Below are 21,316 nucleotides of genomic sequence, written 5' to 3'. Positions count from 1 at the left end.
GACTGGAACCACAGTGACTGTGTCTTGGGTAACATGTCCAAAACGACTCCACTAGACTGTCTAGGAGAACCCGATGACTCAGTTCGCCAGCTACGCTGATCTTCTCAATGCCATCACGGATGAGAACGGACGCGAGATTCTCAACCCTGCGACCGGTGGGGTCGTGGGCCGCGCCCCGGAGAACACCGTGGAGGACCTTAACGCTGCAGTTGAGAAGGCACGTGCAGCACAGAAGGACTTTGCCAAGCTGAGCGACGCAGAGCGTTGCGAGCTACTCACCAAGGCTGCAGCCGCCATCGACGCCAATGCAGAGGCACTCGTGGAGCTGCTTTCCCGCGAACAGGGCAAGCCGCTCAACGGGCCGAACGCCCGCTTCGAGGTGGGCGCATGCTCCGGGTGGCTCAACGCCACGGCATCCTTCGAGCACCCGAACTACACTGCCGTCGATGATGACATCACCGCCACCGTCAACTACCGCCCGCTCGGCGTTGTCGGTGCGATTGGTCCGTGGAACTGGCCGATGATGATCACCATCTGGCAGATTGCGCCGGCGCTGCGTATGGGCAACGCGGTCGTCGTCAAGCCTTCCGAGTACACCCCGCTGTCCGTGCTGGGTCTGCTCAAGGTAGTCAACTCCGTGCTGCCGGAGGGTGTCCTCCAGGTTGTCAGCGGTGATGGCGAGGTCGGTGCCGCGCTGACTACGCATGAGGGCATCGAGAAGATCATGTTCACCGGTTCCACCGCCACCGGTAAGAAGATCGTGGAGGCCAGCGCCGATAACCTCACCCGCCTCACCCTGGAGCTCGGCGGCAACGACGCCGGCATCGTGCTGGATGATGCCGACCCGAAGGAAATCGCCGGTGATCTCTTCTGGGGTGCCTTCATCAACACCGGCCAGACCTGTGCTGCGATGAAGCGCGTGTACGTGCCGGAGTCGCTGTACGACGCTGTCTGCGAGGCCCTCGTCGAGGTGGCCAAGGCCTCCCCGATGGGCGTGGGCTTGGAAGAAGAAAACGTGCTCGGCCCGCTGCAGAACAAGCAGCAGTTCGACATCGTGGACAAGCTTGTCAAGGCTGCCAAGGATTCCGGCGCCCGCGTACTGCTGGGCGGCGACCCAGACTACGACGCGCCGGGCTACTTCTACCCCACCACTCTGGTGGCGGATATTGACCCGGATAACCCGCTGGCCGTCGAGGAGCAGTTCGGCCCCGCGCTGCCGATTATCAAGTACACGGACCTGGAGTGGGCCATCGAGCAGGCCAACAAGCTCGACGTGGGACTGGGTTCTTCCGTGTGGTCGTCCAACCGTGAGCGTGCCCTTGAGGTGGCCTCCCGTTTGGAGGCCGGTACTACCTGGATCAACGCCCACGGTGCTGTGGATCCGCGCGTGCCTTTCGGCGGCATCAAGTCCTCCGGCTACGGCGTGGAGTTCGGTACCGAGGGCCTCAAGGGCTTGGCTTACCCGCAGATTATCAACGGTTAAAAACGGCCTGGCGCTGCTATTCTTAGCGCCATGAGCACCGCCAAAGTCCCAGAGATCGAGTACGCGGCCTTCGACGCCATGAAGGAGGTTGCGTCCTCGCTGAAAGCTGCCTACCTCACTCGGGCCGCTGAAGCAGGCAACGATGTTGAATCACAATGGTGGATTCGTCAGAATTGGCTGGTAGAGGACATAGTCAGTGGTGTTGATTCAACCGACATTGAAGCCATCCGCGCCGCTGCGGCTCTCTTTGCGCAGCGGCTTGAAGCCCTCTCCTCCGAGCACAAAGCGGCATAGCCTATGCTTTCCGCCGCTGACTTCCCCGTTGATCCGCAGGTCATGGAGCAACGGCTAAAGACTCTGCAAACTAGCTATTTTGGTCGGTCGAATGCTCATGGTCCGGCTGTTCCAGAGGTCATTTATGTGGCGGGGCAGCCAGCGTCAGGCAAATCAACGGCTATTGAATCTGTAAAGAATGGTCACGCGGTCCTTGATTCCGATGAGGTTCGGAAGCTGCACCCCGCCCTCGATGAGATCATGGACCGCGACCCCCTGCGCATGGACGTGCTCACCAATGGACCGGTCCCCTTTTGGATGTCTTCGCTCATTGAGTATGGCCGGCAGCACGGGCACTCCCTCATCATTGAGAACACGCTGTCCAACCCGGAATTCATCGCGGGTGAGATAGCCAAGTTTCGCTCCGCGGGTTTCCGCGTGAGGGTCGTGGGCTTGGCGGTGGCGCAGGAGGTCTCCAGGCTCGGTGTCGTCCAGCGCTACCTGGAGGCGCAGCGCGTGAGTCGCTATCCGCGCTGGACAAATGAAGTTTCCCACACGTCGGGCTTTAAAGCCATCGTCCCAGGGCTTCAAGCGATTGCCCCGCTTGTCGACGACCTCGAGATCCGCAGCCGCGATGGCCGCACTTTGAGCGGCATCGAGGATATTGAGGCTGAGCGCGCAACCTGGTTCGACTCCCCCGCCATTCGCGCTGATTGGCTGGCCCGCTTCGACAGCTGTGACTTGAGCGGCCTTGAAGCGGAGAAGCTCACGCAGAACCTCGTGGCGGATGCAGAGCGTATCCGCAAACTTTAAGGCTGTGCCCGTTGAAATCTTAGGTTCACCCACAGTTCCCGTGCCTGCACGCATCGAGAAGGACCAGGTGGTGAACTCGAATGACTCGCCTGGTCCAACGTGTGTGTGCGCTCGGCGCGTGGTTTAACCCTTATAAGACTTGCCGGTCACAGCCTCAGCGTTTCGCTCGTGCAGCCCGCAGGCCGTTCAAGATCACGATGACTTCGGCTACTTCGTGTACCAAGACGACGGCGGCCAGGCCCAGTACACCGCTGATCGCCAGTGGCATCAACACGATGATGATGGCCAGAGACAGCACGATGTTTTGGTTGATGATCCTGCTGCCTCGGCGGGCGTGCTGCAGCGCCTGCGGGATCAGCCGGAGGTCGTGGCCAGTGAAGGCGACGTCAGCGGACTCGATCGCGGCGTCAGAGCCGGTTGCTCCCATCGCAATGCCCACCGTTGCGCCCGCCAGTGCCGGCGCGTCGTTGATGCCGTCGCCGATCATCGCCGTCGGCGTCTTGGAGGAGAGTTCGGCGACGATGCTTGCCTTGTCCTCCGGGCGCAGCTCGGCGCGCACGTCGTCGATTCCGGCGATTTCAGCCAGCGCCCGGGCGGTACGAGTGTTGTCGCCGGTGAGCATGCTCACTTCCACATCGTTGGCGCGCAGGGTCTGCACGGCTTCGGGCACCTCGGGCCGCAGCTCGTCGCGGACGCCGATCGCTCCGGCGAGGGTGTCATCGACGGTGACCAGGACGCAGGTCTGGCCTTCGGATTCCATGCGCTCAACGTCTGCCTTCAGTGGCCCGGCGTCGATCCACCGGGGGCTGCCCACCAGCAGGCGTCGGCCTTCGACGGTGCCGCCGATGCCATGTCCGGCTTCCTCGCTGATGTCCAGGGCGGCGGGTGCTTCGGGCTCCGCTGCCGCGATCGCCGCGGCGAGGGGGTGCGTCGATTGCTGCTCAACTGCCGCAGCGAAAGCAAGCACCTGAGCCCGATCGAATCCCTCTGCCGGGACCACTCCGTTAACCTCGGGCTGGTTGCGGGTAAGGGTTCCGGTCTTGTCTACCGCTAGGTGACGGATGCCGCCGAGTCGCTCGAACGCCGCGCCGGACTTGATGACTACTCCGAACTGGCTGGCCGCGCCGATCGCGGCCACGACCGTCAGCGGCACGGAGATTGCCAGCGCGCACGGCGACGCTGCGACCAGGACCACCAGCGCACGGGTGATCCACGTCTCGGGGTCGCCCAACAGCGAGCCGATCACGCCGACCAGCACCGCCAGGATCATCACCCCGGGCACTAGGGGTCGGGCAATCCGGTCGGCGATCCGGGCGCGGTCACCCTTCTCCGCCTGCGCCTGCTCGACGAGGTCGACGAGTGTGGTCAGCGAGTTGTCCGTTCCAGCTGCGGTCGTCTCGACCTCAAGCACACCGGCGGAGTTGATCGCTCCCGCGGGTACCTCGTCGCCGGGCGCAACCTCCTCCGGAATGGATTCTCCGGTGATCGCTGAGGTGTCAAGGCTGGAGCGTCCGGACCGAATGATGCCGTCCGTGGCGATCCGCTCTCCGGGGCGCACGAGCATCAGTTCGCCAACCTCAAGGTCCTTCGCTGCGACCTTGACCGACGTGCCGTCGCGCAGCACCGTCGCGGTCTGCGGTACCAGCTTCAACAGTGCCCGCAGTCCGCCCTGTGCCCGGTCCATTGCCTTGTCTTCAAGCGCCTCGGCGATCGAGTACAGGAACGCTAGCGCCGCGGCCTCTCCGACGAAACCAAGGATCACCGCGCCGACCGCGCTGATCGTCATAAGCAAGCCAATGCCGAGCTTGCGCTTCGTGACAAGGTTTCGGATCGCGCCGGGCGCGAACGTATACGCCCCTAGCAGCAGGCCGACCCAGAACAGTACTGTCGCGGGTGTCTCTACCCCGGACCAGTCCAGCGCCAGGCCTATGCCGAGGGCTACGCCGGAGAAGATCGGCAGTAGCAACTCGGGGTCCTTCCACCATGGCCGATCGAGTTCTTCGATCTCTGTGGCGGGTTCGTGTGCGCATCCACACGCCGAGCTCATGCGTCCGTTCCTTTCTCGCCGCAGCCGGGCACCGAGCATGCAGGGTCGATGCACGGGGCGTTTTCGTCGACAGCCAACGTCGCGTTCACCAGCGCGTTGAGCGCTGCCGCGAGGTGCGGATCGGCGATTTCGTAGCGTGTCTTGCGGCCCTCCGGCTCAGCGACGACGATGCCGCAATCGCGTAGGCAGGTCAGGTGGTTCGAGACGTTCGAGCGGGTCAGGTCCAGGTCGCGCGAAAGCACGGCCGGGTAGCTCGGGCCGTCGAGTAGGGTCATCAGGATTCTGGAGCGCGTCGGATCCGCCATGGCCCGGCCGAGCCGGTTCATGACGTCGAGGCGTGAAGCAATGGTCAGCATGTGCTGAACAATACAACGTGTGCTGAACTATTCAAAATGCACTGAACTGACGGTTACGCGTAGGTCCTGCGACCTGCAGGAATTAGTCGATGGGATAGCAAATGACTGATCCGTTGTGGTTCGGCTGCCACCCAACGCGGGAGCGACGTGGGCGGCGAGGTTCTCCAGAATCTTCACGTTGACGTCCACGCCATCCCGCAAAACCTTTACGTGTTTCCATGCGCCCATATGTTCTCTGTGTGCTGACGTAATTACAGTTTTCTGATTGTTGTAGGCTAACGAGAAAGTAACTTTGCAACTACATACTGTGGAGTTCAAATTTAACGTGTAGCGTTATTGACGCTTCGCGTTATGGGGGATAGGGTGAAGCAGATCCAGTCGTTCGCTGACAAGGACACTGAGCGTCTGTGGAATCGAGAGCGGATTCCCCGGGAAACCGGCTCGAGGCGTTGAAAGGTGATCGGCGGGGTCAGTTCAGCATTCGAATCAACGACCAGTGGCGGATCTGTTTTCGATGGTCCGCCGCGGGGTCAGAGGAGGTTGAGATCGCTGACTACCACTGACAAGCTCCCTCCGGTTCACCCCGGTGAGATCCTCATGGAGGACTTCCTCAAAGGAATGGGGATCACCCAGCAAAAGCTCGCCGTCTCCATCGGCGTTCCACCCCGCCGGATCAACGAAAATGTTCACGGTAAGCGCGCTGTAACCGCTGACACGGCCCTTCGTCTAGCGAAGTTTTTCGAGATGAGCCCCCAGTTCTGGCTCGGGTTACAGGCTCAATATGACTTGGACGTGGCGGAAGACAAGATCCTCTCGGAAATCGAGCGGATTCAACCGGTTCACGCTGTCTCGGCGTAGCGGTTACCCGAACCAGGGCCGTCAGCGTGAGGATATGTATGCGGATGGTTCGAACTAGGGAATTTGGGGCCGCCGTCGCGTGGACTTGAGTTCCGAGCGCCGCTTTTTAGCTTCGAGACGGCGCCGCACCGAGCCGCGCGTCGGCTTCGTTTTTCGCCGCGGGGGAGGGGGCGGAGCGAGCGCCTCACGCAAGAGGGCGGCCATGCGCTCTCGCGCCTCGGCGCGGTTACGGACCTGCGAGCGCTGCGTCGACGCGCTCACGGTGAGCACTGTGCCGTCCAGGCGGTGTTCGAGGTTGTGGAGGGCGCGGCGGCGTTGGGCGTCGGAAAGCGATGAGCACGTAGCGATATCGACGGAAAGCTGCACTTTGCTGTCCGTAGTATTGACGCCTTGGCCACCTGGTCCCGACGACTTCGCGAACCGCTCCGTCAGGTCGGCGGCGACGATGACCAGACCCCCGGGGATCCCTGGGCCAGGCGCGATGGTCAGGTCGTTTATACCGCCCAGCTTAGATAGAGTTGTTTCCGGATCAGACCCGCCGTGCGAGATCAGGGTAGTGTACGACCACGCCGCCACCGTCGACCTCCAACTCGACGTCGACTCCCCGTGTTCCGCTTTCGTATCGGACAGTTTCAGCATCGACGGAGCTGTAGTACTGGTCTGATGCGATCACCTGGAGGGACGGTATATCAATCCAAGCCATGATCAGCTGCGTTTTCGGAACCTGAGTCTCAAGCAGCGTCAAGCGACGAATAGGCATTGTGTTGGTGAGAGGGCACAGACCGAGATCGCAATCGAGTGCGGCTTTCAGGTCGGCTGACTGGACGATACCGGGGGAGGGCAGATCTTCAAGCTGGGCGCCCTCTTCATTGGTTTCCACCGACCACACGCCTTGCTCGGACCTAAACAGCTCGAGGCTTCGCCCCCATCCGTCGCCTTCAACGTTCACCGACACACGTTCAGTCACCCAGTTCTCCGCGGCGCGCAGCTCCCACGTGGCCTCGTATCCATCGCCGTATTGCACTCCGGAAGCGGTCAAACCGGCTCTTAAAAAATGAACTGCGGCCTAGTTCCGGATGAGGGGAATCTCGACATGCTCCCACTTATACGTGCGCTTCATGGTGAGGATTTTCCCACGCTTGATGGTGCGAAAAGGCAGGTAGCTTTCGATTTGGACCACGTACCGAGGACGAGGCATACCGGCAGAATGGTGTATTCAGTAAGTCCGCGACGCAGAAGAATCCCATGAATGAGAGCACGGCCCACACGGCCGTTGCCATCTGCAAATGGGTGAATCGTTTCGAATTGAGCGTGAGCAATCGCGGCCTGGATGAGAGCACCGTGCGAAGCGCCATCGAGGTAAAGACACAAGTCGTCCACGAGGTCATGGACTAGACGTGGGGGCGCTGGGATGAACTCGGCCCCAATGGGTGTGTGGTTACTTCCACCAATCCAGTTTTGAATAGTGCGAAGACCAGTGGGGATAGAGCCCTTCTCCCCCATCAACTCTCTTTGGAGCTTTTCAAGAAGGCCGATGGAGATGTTGGTTCGGTGGCAAAGCTCTTCTCAATGGAACACAGAACGGTGAGGTTACGCGCAACCTCTTCCGCGCTTTCCTTAAAGCCGCGGACTTCCTCCTTTTGGGCGAGTTCCGCGAGGACAACCTTGTCGACGTTGGGCGCAATACCTTCAATGCGTGAGGAAGAAATCGCCTCAGAACGCATGAGTAAGCAGGCCACAGACTCCAACTGGCCAGAAGCAGCATGACGGTTGAGATCCAAAATCTCTCGCTCGATACGTGCTGCCCGGCTGGTGAGCTCTGGGGAAAACTCCATGCCTTACTTACAAGATGGTCAGGGACATAGACCTAAAAAGGGCCTCCGGCCTTATCACGCCGGGGAATGCCGGAGCCTGATTCGGGGATCCAGCTCTCGGTAACGTAGTGAGGCTTGTAGAGGCTATCCATTCGTCAAACAGCAAATGAGTGGTTGGATAACTCTTATCCAACCACTCATTGCGGTTTATGCGCTAGATAAAGCTTAAACATACGGGGTTTCAGGGCCATAATTTGGCCTCAATGAGAATGTCAATGACACCTCAATGGGAAGATCAATGAGAACTCTTGTCATTGAAGAGGAATGAAGTTAGCATTGAGCCGTCATTGTTAACATTGAGGGCGGGTATTCATCGTGAACAATTGGTCCGAGAATCAGCTGAGAGAGCTATTGGCTGAGCTTGAGTTGCGCGGCGGTGATTCAACAACAGTCGAGGTCAAAACCGCTCAAGGGGGCATTCCGGACTCTCTACCGCAGACATTATGCGCGTTCGCAAACATGCCGAGTGGCGGCCTTATCATTCTCGGTGTCAATGAGAAGGAAGGATTCATTGTCACTGGCATTGAGAATCCTTCTGAGATGGAGGCTGCTCTGGCCTCGCAGGCGCGTCATGCCATCACCCCTCCAGTCACAGTGCATACCGACAGTGTGGCAATAGATGGCACGCATGTCGTGATTGCGGAGGTTACGGGTCTTCCGATTATTGATAAGCCTGCTATCTACAGGGGAGAAGCGTATCTTCGAATGGCTGATGGGGACTACCGTATGAGTGCCTCGGAGCTGCGCATGATGGACGTGGCAAAGCTGCATGCCGAAGAGGCAGTGTCCTATGACACGACGATTGTGGAAGGCACGAGCCTTGCAGACCTAGATAGCGACGTGGTGCAAGATTTCTTGGTTCAGGCGCGGAAAAAGAATCGGCGACTATCGGGACTTACTCAAGATGAGGACGTCTTACGGGCGCTAGCGGTGACGACCGCGACTGGAGAGCTGACGCTTGCTGGCCTGTATGCGCTGGGTTTCTATCCCCAAGGGCATTTTCCCTCCTTAGCAGTAACGGTGGCGCAAAGGCTACCAAATGGTTCGAAGCACGGGCGAGTGTTGGGGTTGGAGACCTTTGAGGGGCCCGTTCCGGTGCTGTTGAACTCGGTAATGGGATGGGTAAGGCAACGTTTAGCCGCCGTACGGCGATATCGAGAGGACGGATCAATGGTGGAAGTTCCTGAACTTCCCCTTCCGGCCATTCGAGAGGCCGTGGCTAATGCATTGGTGCACCGTGATCTTGGGCCAAATACGTTGGGTGCGGGTAAATCGATTGATGTCCGCCTATTACCGGACAAGATGGTTATCTCCAGTCCAGGAGGCCTACGGGATCTGACGGTTGAACAGATCAAGTCGAGAGATCTGGCGCGCCAGGAGATTAACCAGCGGCTCTATAGACTGTGCCGATATCTCAAAGCAGACGATGGCTCTTTTGTTATTGAGGGCGAAGGCGGCGGCGTGCAGCTCATGCTGGATGCCGCGCGAGAGCAAGGACTACCGGAGCCTGACCTGATAGATTCTGGCGTGCAATTTACGGTGAAGATGTGGCGGCCGGACACTCGTGGAGAGGCCCGTATCTGGGAGCCACTACGCAAGGAGGAATCAGGCACCGGCCCGGAACGACGAGTGGATGCACCAGTGACCTTGGAACGCCTGGGTGTTAACGCCCCGCGCGTAGCGGAGGCGCTGCGTACGGCGGCACAACCGCTGTCTATCGGCGAAATAGAAACAGCCACAAACCTTACTCGAGCGCAGGTCCGATATGCGCTGAAGTCACTGGTGAAGGCACGATTCGTGCGTATGGATGGCACGCGCGGTTCACAAGCGACAACCTATGAATGGCTAGCTAACCGCGGGGCTGCAGGCGCTTAACCAGCTGCTCGTGGTGGACTGCGGCAAGGCAGCCGGCGTCGACGACGCGCCGGGCTAGCTCCTTGTCCCCCATCTTGGCGGCAAAGGCCATGCCCATGGTGATGTCATGGTCGGGGCGGCCGATGAGCGTGATTTCATCGCCAGGAGTGATGCGGCCAGGCTCGATGATGCGCAGGTAGGAACCGCAATCGCCGCGCTCCGTGAAGGACTTGAGCCAACCGGGCTCGTCCATCCGGCCGGAGAAGGTGGCACAGGGCGTGCGCGGGATAGACACTTCAAGCACGCACTCCCCCACCTGAATCTGCTGGTTGATCAGCATATTCGGCCAGGAAATCCCTTCGGTGGTGAGGTTCTCCCCGAAGTAGCCATCACGCAGCACACGGTTGAGCGTGCCCTCCCAGTAATCGAGCTCCTCACGGGCCACGGCATACACGGCCTTCTCGGCGCCGCCGTGGTGGGCGTGGTCACCGATGGAATCCCCCACCACGCCAGAGCCGTCACCATAGTTGGGCCCGGGTATTTCCAGATCCAGGAAGGGGCGTGGCTGCTTATCGATGCCCGTGTACTCGTGCTGCCCGTGCGGATTGGGGCGGCGGACAGCGACGTTCGTGGAGATAACCTTCATGCTCACCTATTGTGGCACACCTCACGGGCTTACATATCGTGATCGCGGAAGAGCGCTTCGGCGGTCACGAGGTCGTAGAAGAAGAGGCGGGGGGCGAGCGGGAGGACGTCGGCAAGCATGGGCATGTCCTCCTTGAGGAGCGGGCTTTCCATGATGATGTCATTCGCCGCAGCGCGGGACGCCAGGGCGAAGGCATAGGAAATATAGGGCATCCAGGCCGCTGCATTGAGTTCGTCGGCGGTGTTTCCGCTGGCAAAGGCACCCAACGCGATGAGGGTGTGGTTGACGGACATGTCAACGCCCGCGTTTTGCACCAGCGAGGCCAGTGCCGTGGCGTCCTTGCGCAGGTGCTCGATGGTGCCCAGCGCATCGAGGGCGCCGTTGTTGGCAAAGCACTCGCGCAGCGCGGCGACGCGGCCGGCCTCCCCCATCAGGTCATCGACGGGCGGTGTGGGGCTGTGAATGGTCGCAGCATTGAGTAGCATCGGGCGGGTCAGTCCATCAGCGCCGGACTCGCGCACGGCGGTGAGCTCGGGGTTCTCGCTGGCGGAGGGATCGAGGAGGAGATCCAGGTAGCTATCGGCGCCGGATTCGGCGGCGGCCTCCAGCGGCGAGTGGAACAAGCGCGTGCGCGCAAGCGAGCGGGCCTGCTGGTTGACGCTGACGCCGGTGCGCGCCAGGGCGTGGACCGCGGCCTCCGGCTGGGCGCGCAGGCGATCGATGGTGCTGTCGAACATTGCCTGCAGTTTGGGGTTGGGGCTGCGCTGGGAGAGCACGTGGAGCGCGCGGAAGGTGTCCCAGAGCTGCTCCGGGGTCCAGTCCTTTGAGGCGAGCGCCGCCGGTGAGCCTTCCGGCGTGATCACAATGGAGGCGCTGGAGGGGCGTGCAGGGGCGGCGAGGTTGGAGGAGGCGCGGAGCTCGCGGACATCGACAAGCAGCGAGCCCTGCTCAGCAAGCTCGGCGGGCAGCTCAAACCCCTCTTCGGTGGGCGTCAATTGGGTGGACGCTACGGTGGGCTCGGCCAAAGGCCAGGCCCAGCCCACTAAATCTGCCTGAGGTTCTGCGTTCTGCTCGATGATAATCTCATCGCCGTTGAGTAGGCCGCGGCTGACGAAGGGGGACTTACGGACGGTGGCCAGCGCCGCATAGATGAGGCTGGTGGATGCGGATGCTTCGTACTCGACGATGCGCCGCTCCAGGCTGCGGGCCTGGTGAGCCGCGCGCTCCTCCGCCGGGAGGGAATCCAGGTAGTCCTCATAAGACAACGTGGACCACATGAGGAAAAGCTCTGCCGTTGGCTGTTTGCGCACGGCATTGGCCAGCGCGGCATTGGGCACGGCCAGGCTGGTGACGGCCTGCGTGGTCTTGGACGTGCGGGCCAGCTCCTTAATCTTCTGGCGGCCGTCGATGGTCACGAACTTCGCCAGCGGCAGCGGGCGCGGCGAGTGGACGGTAAACATGTCGTCCTGGTCGAGCTGGCCTGCGAGGATGACCGGCTTATCGGAGTGCTCCGTGGGTTCGAGACCAATGCGCTTCACGCGGCTGAACAGGGCCTCCGGCCACACGTCGAATTCGAGCTCGTAGCCGGCCTCGCTGGCCACGACCTCGCGGCGGGATACCTCGGTGTCCTCGAAGGTGCGCAGGCCCTTCTCCAGCGCAATGGGCTTCTTCGGCGGCGAGGCCAGGGTGTAGCTGAACGCCGAATGCGCGCCGAGGGCGTCGATGATGCGGAAATCGATGCCGCGCGGGCCTTCGTTCGTTGCGCGCATGTGGAGGCCCTCGGCGAGGGAGATAAATCGGACGTCGGCAAGCTCTGCGTCACGCCACAGCGACACCTTGTACCGACCCACCCAGGGGTCTTCGTAGAGGTCGCTGGGGAAAGGCTCGGCGATGCCCGCCTCGAACGTCTGCTCCGAGACGTCCTCCTGCTCTCCGCCCAGCGGCGCGTAGGTCAGGTCAATGCGCCACTCCCCTTCCGTCAGAAGGTGGACGCGGGGGGACTTGGTGAACACCGGCTCGCCGTCGAGGCCGCGCGCGTTAGGCAGGACGGCAACGTCAAAGTCCCACTCGAAGTCGCCATGCTTGGCGACGTCCACCGGCTCCCTCTGTGGCACCTCCACCCGGTCTGGAAGCGTACCGACCTCCCAGCCGGCCCACACGCCGAGCGGCTCGGCTTCCTCCAGCGTGCCCTGCGGGGCGATGAGCGTGGTGCGGTCGTAGACGATAAACGGGGCGGCGTCGGTGATACCGGTGAAGGTAGTGGGCTCGATGAGCTCCTCCGCGCCGTCCGGGAGGCTGACCTCGATGCGGGTGAAGGGGCCGGGAATACCGACGTTGATCGGTTCCTCCGTGGAGAATTCACGCAGCGTATGAGGGCGATCGATGAAGTGAGATTCGACAACCCACCGCGGATCTTCTACGTCAGCTTCAGGGTCGGTGGCAGGCAGCTGGAGCATGAGGATGTTGCTGCCGCGGCGCAGGGAAAGTCGCGGGCCTTGCTCGACAATATCGGTGGTCACCAAGGGCGTCGTAGGAAGTGAATAAATCTCCGCACTCATTTGCTTCATCTTAGGACACCGCAGGGGTCTCGTGCCATGTGCCTGGTAGGAGGCTGTGAGGCCATGCGCTGCACGTGCTGAGCCGCGCGCTACCCCCGTGGTGGTTGGGTAGGGCGTGGATGAAAGTGCCTGTTCGCACCGACTCGAACACAAACCCTAAACCAACCCTCAACACCCCCAAAATAGCAACCAGAAAAGAATAATACTGCAGGCCATAGTCATTTAGATGGTGTGCCGGTATAGTTGTTGGTAGAACACCTATTCTATAGTTGCCTCGGGGGCACAATGACAACCACCACTACACCTGCACCACCAGCCTTCTTCGCTCACACCAACCCCACCAACCCACTCGCCCAAGCCCGCCACGACGTCCGCCGCGCCGACTTCGCCTGCTGGCGCGCTGCCCAACCACACCTAGACGCCGACATCGACACCACCGCCCTATCCCTAGTCAACACCTGGGGCCTCGGCGAAGGCCTTATCACCGCCGGCCTGCGCGCCCTCTTCCGCCTCGATACCCTGCCCGGGCTCAAAGCCCTCCAGGACACCCACTGCCTGCTCGATATCCACGGGCTTATCGCCATCGATAAACCCCTGTCTGCTCTTGCCGGGCTCGATGACGCAACACTAGCGCTCATCGATGCCACCCTGGTGTCCTACTTCACCCCGACCCAGCCCAACCAAGTCTTTCCCACCACCGCCAAAATCCGCCGCCGGGTCCGCGACCTAGCCAAAACCTGTTATGTCCATAGGGTTTTTGGACATGGAGTCCGGTGTCTTCTTGGACACGGAATCCATGGAGTTCTTGGACACTTCTAGCGGTTTATGGTTATGGCCTGCGTTTCGGCCGGGGTTTGGATAGTTTCGGGTTCATCCGCGGTGGTTGGCGATGTTTCATTCCTTCAACGAGGTTGATGTTGATCTGGCCACCTGGTGGCCTGTGGCTCAACGTGATTGGCAGCGGCACGCTGAAGAGGAATTCACCGTCATGGGCCGTGTAAAACTCCGCAACGTTATCGGCTGTGACCGTGGAGTAGAGCCTGCGGTTTTTAAACCTCAGACCAATGTAGAGACCGAAGCCGCACACGCGTACAACGCCATCTTTGCTCACGCAGAGCTGGTCTGGGATGCCCCAATGGTTTGTTGAATTTGTCGTCGGCACCGTTAGTGTGGGGGTATCGGTGGAAGGTATGCCCTGCTGAGCTGCCATGTCATCGGTGCTGGCCTCGTGTGAAGTTGCCGCTTCCACGGGGCCGTTTAGCATTTCGGGTACAGCGTGTGGATTGTGAGCCTGGTTGTAGGCGACTACGCGGGCCCAGACCTGCTCAGGATCGAGTGGATGCGTAGGCGACGGTGCCTTGGGGAAGGTATCGAAAGCCTGGCGTGGTGTGATGTGCATTTTGCCGACCAGCAGTGATTGATGCCGTCGTCGCTCGTTGTACACCTGGCGATATTCAGCCAGATAGGCGTTGACCTCAGCAAGGCTAACTGGGTGGCGTGCATCGAGGAACTGGGTCAACGTGCGGTGAGAGCGCTCGTCTTTTCCCTGGGTTGTCGGGGCGAAACCAGCAATAGCAAGAACGCCTTGGCTGGCGAGCCAAGTTTCAGTAGCAGAGAGAAAACCACGGTGATAGGTGGCAAACGCATCGCCATTGTCGGAAAGGATTTCTTGGGGCTTGCCGTAGGCGGCGAACGCTGCGGCCAGCACAGCGCGCGCATCAGTACCGTTTTCTGGCAGAGCGAACGCTGTGGTTCCGACATCGAACCTGCTGGCATCATCGATAACCTGGTAAATCGTGACATGTGTGTGGGCGTGGTCAAAGAGGCGATAGACCAGTCCATCGATCTGCCAGAGTTCACCGACGAGAGCGCGGGCGAAGCGCTTATAGGAGCTGCGTGGCCGTTTGCGGGCGTTGGCATCAACGAATCCCAGCTCATGAAGCCACGAGGCGATTGTAGAACGCGACGGTGTGGAATCTGGACCTACAGTGTCGAACAAGAAGTAGTAGATCGACCAAGGCCCATAATCCAAGCCTTGCTCCATCAACTCCTGCCTGGCGTGGACGACTGCGATTTTGTCGGCCTCGTGGAATTTCTTAATCGGATTCTTCGGGGCAGTCGAATCCGGCACAATGCCTGCCCGACCCTTCTGCGCTATCCGGCTTTTGATGTTGTGGTACGTCTGCCGCGAGATTCCCAATTCTTTGCAAAACTGTGTGACCGTCTTGCCGTCACGAACGGGATCGAAATCTGCGACCTTTCTACGCTTATGCAATGGAATAGCCATCCGGCTATTCCACCGCCGCAAACGTCCAAAAAGCCACTAGACATCCCGTCCAAAAACATCCTGGACTCCGTGTCCAAAATGTCGCTAGACATCACAGACCTAGCCAAAACCCTGGACCCGAGCATTGCCTTTCGCGATACTAGGCCGAAAGACACCTACACGTTTTCGTCCAACGGCACGAAAGCCTGGCTAGAACTCGGCGTGGATGAAGCAACCGGCATTGCTATCGATGCCTTCATCCGGGAAACCGCCACCAAGCATGATCTTTCGCTTACTGATGCGATAAAGAAGCTTCTGACCGGGGCGATTGAACCACCAGCAACCATTGTGCTGCACACCTACCAAGCCTGTGATGTAGAGAATGCCCCGACCTACATCAACGGCTACGGGTGGCGCAGTGCGCCTATCCCACACACCAAGAAGCGGGACTTAACCGGACCGGTCAAAGAGTCTGATTCTTACCAACCATCGGGAACTATCCGCAGCAGTGTGGAAGGCCGGGACGGTACCTGCCGGTTGAGTGGGTGTGACAGGCCGGCGATGTATTCGCAGTTGGATCATCGGCACAACTATGCCGAGGGTGGAAAGACGCATCCGTCGAATATGGCGTGCTTGTGCCAGCATCACCACAACATGAAGACCGATGGACGGCTGGGCTATGTCATGGACCCGGATACCGGGGATATTGTCTGGCTTTTCGACGACAGCACCTGGGCAACCACCAGCCCAGAAGGCCCGCTGTCTGATGGGATGAAGAGGTGGGTGCAAACAGTAGGCCAGCACATGACCGCCTACCGTAAATTCGCCCGCGAGCAAGCCCAGTACCTCAAACAGCAACTCGATGACTACCGCGCCGAACAACAAGCCAAAGAACAGGCCAACGCTGACAAGGAAGCCGACGGGGAAGCCGGCACCGACACTCACGACGACATCCCCTTCTAACCCCCACCGTCGAAAACAACGACGTCGAAGAAAACGACGTCTCCCGCCACAACGAAACACAAAAAATCCCCCGCACACAGCGGAGGATTTAAGGAAGGCGAGGTGTATTAGCCGATCAGCTTGCGGAGTGCAGAGAAGTCGACCTTCACGATGCCCATGTTCTGCAGGAAGGCGGCGATTGCTGCCAGAACGGCGGTAGCGAGGCCTGCGCCCAGGAGGCCAGAGCCGACAGAGGAAGCAGTCTTGCTGGAGCCGTCGTCGTTTTTAGCGCCGTCGTTGTCTGCGCCGCCGTTACCGTTGTCTGCGTCGTCGCCAGCGCCGAACCACCAGTCCTGGATGATCAGGTTGGCAACGTCGGTGTTGTCGATGTACTTGCCGCGAACCGGGTCGGTGTTGGTGGCCTTAGCCTTGATGTCCTCAGAGCCAGCGCCCTGGAAGAAGAACGGAACAACCTGGTTGGTGTGCTGGCCGGAGTACCACTGGTGCTCCGGAGCCTTGCCCTCCTCGCCGGTCTGCGGGTTCCAGGACTTGGTCTCATCCTTGCCGGAGAGGTAGCCGGTCTCGTGGTCAGCGGTGACGATGAGCAGGGTCTCGTCCCAGCTGGAGTTCTCCTCAACCCACTCGATGGCGGCGTCGACGGACTTGTTGAAGTCCTGGGTCTCCTCGATGTCACGGCCGGTCTGGTTGGAGTGGCCGGACCAGTCGATGGCGCCGCCCTCGATCATGACGGAGAAGCCCTTGTCGTTTTGGCCCAGGACGTTCAGGGCGCCCTTGGTCATGGTCGGCAGGTCAACGACCTCGTTCTTCGGGTCGGTGCCCGGCTCGGCAGCGTCCGGGTTGCCGTCGCGGCCCTGCTGCAGGGTGGAAGCAACCGGTGCGAGGCCGAAGTACTTCTTGTCAGCCTCCACGTTGCCCTCGGCCCACTTCTCAAAGTCGGCGGTGTTCTCTGCGAACTCCCAGCCGGCGGAGCCATCACGCAGGGAGTTGAAGGACTCCTCGGAGATGTAGTGGTAGTCCGGCTGGGAAACCTTCTGAGCGTTGTCGTCGAACTCCGGGTGGCCGGCGCCCATGATGACGGACAGGTCGGAATCGACCATTTCGGCAGCGATCTCGGTGTAGTTGTTGCGGTTCTTGTTGTGTGCCGCGAACGCAGCCGGGGTGGCGTGGCTGAACGGGACGGAGCTGACAACACCAGCGGACTTGCCGTGGGAAATCGCCTGCTCAGAGATGTTCTTCAGGGAGTGGCCGTAGCCGGACTTGCCCAGCACGCCGTTCTCGACCTTCTGGCCGGTGGCCATGGCGGTGCCTGCAGCAGCGGAGTCGGTGACCTTGTTGTGCTTGACGTAGTCGTGGTCGGTCCAAGCCTTCTCCGGTTCGTAGGAACCGCCTACCGGGAAGGTGGTCATGGACAGGCGCTCGAAGTCCTCGAAGGCCTGCACAGACTCGCCGTCGAGTTCCTTGACCTCGCCGTCGAATGCGCCCTCAACCAGGTACTTGGACTGGCCGGTCTCGTAGAGGTTGGTGGACGCAATGTGGTTGTAACCCATGCCGTCACCAATCATGTAGATGACGTTCTTCGGGCCGCTGGTCGCAGCCTGAGCGGGGGCGACAACGCCAGCGGTGGCGATGGAGGCGACAGTGACTGCAGAAAACAACGAACGGCGACGCCCCTTGAAAAGAGGCTCGCCGTTCTTAATGCGGGAAGGAGGTTAGGCCATCTGCAGCGTGGTGACGCAGGTGGCGCCCTCGTCGGTGGTGTCCAGGGGGACCTCGCCGGACTTGCCGTCCTTCGTGACGGTGATGGTGCCGTGCTTATCCGCCGGCAGCCAGTAGCCGATGAAGCCGTTGTCGTGCGTGGTGGTGTCCTCGTTGACCAGCTCCTCACCGGAGTCATCGGTGATGGTGACGTGGATGTCCTCATGGCTCAGCTCGCCCGTGCAGGTGGTCAGGGAGTGGTTGAAGCAGTCGTGGGTTTGGGTGAGGTACGGCGCGATGGAGACGTAGAACTTGTCCTCCGGAAGCGGCAGGGAGGCCTGCTGCCCGTCGGCGGTGAGGATTAGCTCGTCCGGGCGAATGGACGCGTGCAGGTCCTTGTCACGCTGGTCCTTCGGGGTTTGCTCGAGTTCCTCGATGATCTGGGTGCCATCCTTGCCGGAGAGGTCGAACTTGGCCAGGATGTCGTCGGCTGAGACCTGCTGAACCTCACTATCGGAGGAGGCTTCGTTCCCGACGGGGCTCTCGGTGGAGCAAGCGGACAGAGAGATAGCTGCGGCACAGGCGGCAGCGAGAGAGATGAGGCGTTTCATAGTGCTTTCAAATGAATCCGATTGGGGACTCTTTTAGGCTATACCCCTCCCCCGTATCAATCAAAAGCTTGAGGGAAATATCATTCTTATGGATTCGGAGGGCTATGCGCTTGCCGACGCCGCCAGTGTCACCAGCACCTACTACACTGTCAAAGCATGACTAACCCGAGCGATACCACCGCCCACCGCTACACGCCGGAGCTCGCCGCGCAGATTGAAAAGACGTGGCAGCAGTACTGGAAGGACAACGGCACGTTCCATGCGCCGAACCCTGTCGGTCCGCTTGCTGAGGGAGGAGAACTCCCCGCGGAGAAGCTGAACGTGCAGGACATGTTCCCCTACCCTTCCGGCTCGGGCGTGCACGTGGGTCACCCGCTGGGTTATATCGCTACGGATACGTACGCGCGCTTTAACCGCATGCTGGGCAAGAACGTCCTGCACACGCTGGGCTACGACGCCTTTGGTCTGCCTGCTGAGCAGTACGCCATCCAGACTGGTACGCACCCGCGCACCACGACGGAGGCGAATATCAAGAACATGCGCCGCCAGCTGGGCCTGCTTGGCCTGGGCCACGATCCGCGCCGCTCCGTGGAGTCCACTGACCCGTCCTTCTTCAAGTGGACGCAGTGGATCTTCCTGCAGATTTACAACTCCTGGTTTGATGAGGAGCAGCAGAAGGCGCGCCCGATCTCGGAGCTCATCAAGGAGCTCGAGGTGGGCAAGCGTAAGACTAAGGACGGCCGCTACTACGCGGACCTCTCCAAGGAAGAGCAGCGCCACGCGCTCGATGAGTTCCGTTTGGTCTACCTGTCCAACTCCACCGTCAACTGGTGCCCGGGCCTGGGTACCGTGCTGGCGAATGAGGAGGTCACCGCGGAGGGCAAGTCTGAGCGCGGCAACTTCCCGGTCTTCCGCAAGAACCTGCGTCAGTGGATGATGCGCATCACCGCCTACTCGGACCGCCTGCTCGATGACCTGGACTTGCTGGACTGGCCGGACAAGGTCAAGTCCATGCAGCGCAACTGGATTGGTCGCTCCCGCGGCGCGGAGGTCACCTTCCACGCGGAGGGCTATAACATCGACGTCTTCACCACGCGCCCGGACACCCTCTTCGGCGCGGAGTACGTGGTGCTGGCCCCGGAGCACGAGCTTGTCGACGCTCTCCTCTCCCCCATCCCCTACGACGATGACGTGGACGAGCGCTGGACCTTCGGCAACGACGACCCCAAGGAGGCCGTGGAGGCCTACCGCGCCTCCATTGCAGCGAAGTCCGACCTGGAGCGCCAGGAGAATAAGGAAAAGACCGGTGTCTTCCTGGGCACCTATGCCACCAACCCGGTCAACGGCAAGAAGGTGCCGATCTTCATCGCGGACTACGTCCTGACCGGCTACGGCACTGGCGCCATCATGGCGGTTCCGGCGCACGATACGCGTGACTACGAGTTCGCCACGGTCTTTGGCCTGCCGATTACCGAGGTCGTTGCCGGCGGCGACATCGCCAAGGAGGCCTATACCGAGTCCGGCAAGGCCGTGAATTCCGCGAATGACTCCCTTGATCTCAACGGTATGTCCAAGGACGAGGCCATCGCCGCCATCATCCCGTGGCTGGAGAAGCAGGGCGTGGGCCGCGAGAAGATCCAGTACAAGCTGCGTGACTGGCTGTTCGCCCGCCAGCGCTACTGGGGCGAGCCCTTCCCCATCGTCTACGACGCGGAGGGCCAGGCCTACCCGCTGCCGGAGTCGATGCTGCCCATCGAGCTGCCGGAGGTAGAGGATTACAAGCCGGTGTCCTTCGACCCGGACGATGCCGATTCTTCCCCGCAGCCGCCGCTGGCGAAGGCCCGCGAGTGGGTTGAGGTGGAGCTGGACCTGGGTGATGGCCCCAAGACCTACTACCGCGACACCAACGTCATGCCGCAGTGGGCGGGTTCCTCCTGGTACCAGCTGCGCTACATCGATCCGACGAACGATGAGAAGTTCTGCGATCTGGAGAACGAGCGTTACTGGACCGGCCCGCGCCCGGAGGAGCACGGCGCCAACGATCCGGGCGGCGTGGACCTCTACGTCGGCGGCGTGGAGCACGCCGTGCTGCACCTGCTCTACTCGCGCTTCTGGCATAAGGTGCTCTTTGACCTGGGCTTTGTAAGCTCCAAGGAGCCCTACCGCCGCCTGTACAACCAGGGCTACATCCAGGCCTACGCCTACACGGATTCTCGCGGCGTCTACGTTCCGGCCGCCGAGGTAGTAGAACGCGATGGCGCGTTCTACTACGGGGATGAAAAGGTCAACCAGGAGTACGGCAAGATGGGCAAGTCCCTGAAGAATGCCGTGGCCCCGGATGACATCTGCAACGACTATGGTGCCGATACCCTGCGAGTGTACGAGATGTCCATGGGCCCGCTGGATACCTCCCGCCCGTGGGCGACCAAGGACGTGGTGGGTGCGCAGCGCTTCCTGCAGCGCCTGTGGCGCCTGGCTATCGATGAGAACTCCGGCGAGCTGTCCACGACGGACGCCGCGCTTTCCGACGATGACCTGAAGCAGCTCAACCGCACCATCGCCGGCGTGCGCGACGACTATGAGAACCTGCGCCTCAACACCGTCGTGGCCAAGCTCATCGAGTACGTCAACTACCTGACCAAGACCTATCCGAAGGGCGCGCCGCGCGCGGCCGTTGAGCCGGTAGCGCAGCTGGTCTCCCCCGTCGCCCCGCACATCGCGGAGGAGCTGTGGAAGCGCTTCGGCCACGAGAAGACCATTACCTACGAGTCCTTCCCGGAGTTCGACGAGAAGTACCTCGTGGACGACGAGATTGAGGTGCCGGTGCAGATCAACGGCAAGGTCAAGGCCCGCGTCATGGTGCCGGCCGACGCCGACCAGGAAACCGTCGTGGGCGTGGCGAAGAACGACGAGCGCATTGCGGAGCTCACCGCCGGCAAAAACGTGGTCAAGGAGATCTACGTGCCGGGCCGCATGGTGAACCTGGTGGTCAAATAAAACCACCGCGGTCGCGGCGTGG

At 61.0% G+C, this 21,316-nt stretch carries 19 protein-coding genes and 1 pseudogene; 9 read left to right on the top strand and 11 right to left on the bottom strand.

Going from position 1 to position 21,316, the window contains the following annotated elements; all coding sequences use genetic code 11:
• The first annotated feature begins 73 nt into the window (after window positions 1–73).
• From ACKFR8_RS08730 to ACKFR8_RS08720, 3 genes are read left to right on the top strand one after another with little or no spacing between them, the layout of a single operon-like run.
• Window positions 74–1,483 (top strand): aldehyde dehydrogenase family protein, encoded by a 1,410-nt coding sequence (locus ACKFR8_RS08730; protein WP_408929801.1) that lies wholly within the window; start codon window positions 74–76, stop codon window positions 1,481–1,483.
• Window positions 1,484–1,513: 30 nt separating this feature from the next.
• Complete coding sequence (locus tag ACKFR8_RS08725) at window positions 1,514–1,777, top strand: hypothetical protein (RefSeq protein WP_070524133.1); 264 nt, start codon at window positions 1,514–1,516, stop codon at window positions 1,775–1,777.
• 3 nt (window positions 1,778–1,780) lie between these two features.
• Window positions 1,781–2,569, top strand: a complete 789-nt coding sequence (locus tag ACKFR8_RS08720; protein ID WP_408929800.1) for a zeta toxin family protein — start codon at window positions 1,781–1,783, stop codon at window positions 2,567–2,569.
• 154 nt (window positions 2,570–2,723) lie between these two features.
• Here the strand turns inward: ACKFR8_RS08720 and ACKFR8_RS08715 are convergent, their stop codons facing one another.
• Together ACKFR8_RS08715 and ACKFR8_RS08710 are read right to left on the bottom strand one after the other, a co-directional pair.
• Window positions 2,724–4,616 (bottom strand): heavy metal translocating P-type ATPase, encoded by a 1,893-nt coding sequence (locus ACKFR8_RS08715; protein WP_408929799.1) that lies wholly within the window; start codon window positions 4,614–4,616, stop codon window positions 2,724–2,726.
• A complete protein-coding gene (locus ACKFR8_RS08710) occupies window positions 4,613–4,972 on the bottom strand; it encodes a Cd(II)/Pb(II)-sensing metalloregulatory transcriptional regulator CmtR (protein ID WP_408929798.1) in 360 nt (119 codons plus the stop codon). Before ACKFR8_RS08710 ends, ACKFR8_RS08715 begins: the two co-directional genes overlap by 4 nt.
• 351 nt (window positions 4,973–5,323) lie before the next feature.
• Here ACKFR8_RS08710 and ACKFR8_RS08705 point away from each other — a divergent pair.
• Window positions 5,324–5,535 (top strand): annotated as a pseudogene (locus ACKFR8_RS08705) (type II toxin-antitoxin system RelE/ParE family toxin).
• Window positions 5,522–5,830 carry a HigA family addiction module antitoxin gene (locus tag ACKFR8_RS08700; RefSeq protein WP_306508343.1) on the top strand — a complete coding sequence of 103 codons (309 nt, stop codon included), beginning with the start codon at window positions 5,522–5,524 and terminating at the stop codon, window positions 5,828–5,830. Before ACKFR8_RS08705 ends, ACKFR8_RS08700 begins: the two are co-directional and overlap by 14 nt.
• 54 nt (window positions 5,831–5,884) lie before the next feature.
• Here ACKFR8_RS08700 and arfB read toward each other — a convergent pair whose 3' ends face one another.
• The 4 genes from arfB to ACKFR8_RS08680 form a co-directional block, all read right to left on the bottom strand.
• Window positions 5,885–6,328, bottom strand: a complete 444-nt coding sequence (gene arfB, locus ACKFR8_RS08695) for an alternative ribosome rescue aminoacyl-tRNA hydrolase ArfB (protein WP_296134838.1) — start codon at window positions 6,326–6,328, stop codon at window positions 5,885–5,887.
• Between the two features lie 31 nt (window positions 6,329–6,359).
• Complete coding sequence (locus tag ACKFR8_RS08690; RefSeq protein ID WP_296134837.1) at window positions 6,360–6,869, bottom strand: putative glycolipid-binding domain-containing protein; 510 nt, start codon at window positions 6,867–6,869, stop codon at window positions 6,360–6,362.
• Between the two features lie 77 nt (window positions 6,870–6,946).
• Window positions 6,947–7,333 (bottom strand): Fic family protein, encoded by a 387-nt coding sequence (locus tag ACKFR8_RS08685; RefSeq protein ID WP_296134836.1) that lies wholly within the window; start codon window positions 7,331–7,333, stop codon window positions 6,947–6,949.
• The gene (locus tag ACKFR8_RS08680; protein ID WP_296134833.1) at window positions 7,333–7,665 is read right to left on the bottom strand and encodes a Fic/DOC family N-terminal domain-containing protein; all 333 of its coding nucleotides are present in this window, start codon (window positions 7,663–7,665) and stop codon (window positions 7,333–7,335) included. Before ACKFR8_RS08680 ends, ACKFR8_RS08685 begins: the two co-directional genes overlap by 1 nt.
• Before the next feature lie 354 nt (window positions 7,666–8,019).
• On the opposite strand from ACKFR8_RS08680, the gene ACKFR8_RS08675 reads away from it, so the two are divergent.
• Window positions 8,020–9,579 carry an ATP-binding protein gene (locus ACKFR8_RS08675; protein ID WP_296134832.1) on the top strand — a complete coding sequence of 520 codons (1,560 nt, stop codon included), beginning with the start codon at window positions 8,020–8,022 and terminating at the stop codon, window positions 9,577–9,579.
• On the opposite strand, the gene ACKFR8_RS08670 is transcribed toward ACKFR8_RS08675, so the two are convergent.
• Together ACKFR8_RS08670 and ACKFR8_RS08665 are read right to left on the bottom strand one after the other, a co-directional pair.
• Entirely contained in the window at window positions 9,554–10,204 is a 651-nt protein-coding gene (locus ACKFR8_RS08670) for an MOSC domain-containing protein (RefSeq protein ID WP_408929797.1), read from the bottom strand. The genes ACKFR8_RS08675 and ACKFR8_RS08670 overlap by 26 nt on opposite strands.
• Window positions 10,205–10,233: 29 nt before the next feature.
• Window positions 10,234–12,762, bottom strand: coding sequence for a hypothetical protein (locus tag ACKFR8_RS08665; RefSeq protein ID WP_408929796.1), 2,529 nt, complete (start codon window positions 12,760–12,762; stop codon window positions 10,234–10,236).
• A gap of 285 nt (window positions 12,763–13,047) precedes the next feature.
• Here ACKFR8_RS08665 and ACKFR8_RS08660 point away from each other — a divergent pair, with 285 nt between their 5' ends.
• The gene (locus ACKFR8_RS08660; protein ID WP_408929795.1) at window positions 13,048–13,581 is read left to right on the top strand and encodes a hypothetical protein; all 534 of its coding nucleotides are present in this window, start codon (window positions 13,048–13,050) and stop codon (window positions 13,579–13,581) included.
• A 10-nt stretch (window positions 13,582–13,591) separates the two neighbouring features.
• Here the strand turns inward: ACKFR8_RS08660 and ACKFR8_RS08655 are convergent, their stop codons facing one another.
• Complete coding sequence (locus ACKFR8_RS08655) at window positions 13,592–15,049, bottom strand: integrase core domain-containing protein (protein ID WP_408929761.1); 1,458 nt, start codon at window positions 15,047–15,049, stop codon at window positions 13,592–13,594.
• A gap of 69 nt (window positions 15,050–15,118) precedes the next feature.
• Between ACKFR8_RS08655 and ACKFR8_RS08650 the strand changes: the two genes are divergently transcribed.
• Complete coding sequence (locus tag ACKFR8_RS08650; RefSeq protein ID WP_408929794.1) at window positions 15,119–15,991, top strand: HNH endonuclease signature motif containing protein; 873 nt, start codon at window positions 15,119–15,121, stop codon at window positions 15,989–15,991.
• A 107-nt stretch (window positions 15,992–16,098) separates the two neighbouring features.
• Here ACKFR8_RS08650 and ACKFR8_RS08645 read toward each other — a convergent pair whose 3' ends face one another.
• Window positions 16,099–17,646, bottom strand: coding sequence for an alkaline phosphatase (locus tag ACKFR8_RS08645; protein WP_408929793.1), 1,548 nt, complete (start codon window positions 17,644–17,646; stop codon window positions 16,099–16,101).
• Window positions 17,647–17,700: 54 nt separating this feature from the next.
• Window positions 17,701–18,297, bottom strand: a complete 597-nt coding sequence (locus tag ACKFR8_RS08640) for a CueP family metal-binding protein (protein WP_408929792.1) — start codon at window positions 18,295–18,297, stop codon at window positions 17,701–17,703.
• 156 nt (window positions 18,298–18,453) lie between these two features.
• Between ACKFR8_RS08640 and leuS the strand changes: the two genes are divergently transcribed.
• A complete protein-coding gene (leuS, locus tag ACKFR8_RS08635; protein ID WP_408929791.1) occupies window positions 18,454–21,294 on the top strand; it encodes a leucine--tRNA ligase in 2,841 nt (946 codons plus the stop codon).
• The last annotated feature ends 22 nt before the right edge of the window (window positions 21,295–21,316 follow it).

This window comes from Corynebacterium axilliensis, assembly GCF_046097495.1.
GTDB lineage: Bacteria > Actinomycetota > Actinomycetes > Mycobacteriales > Mycobacteriaceae > Corynebacterium.
This window is presented reverse-complemented; position numbering and strand designations above follow the sequence as displayed.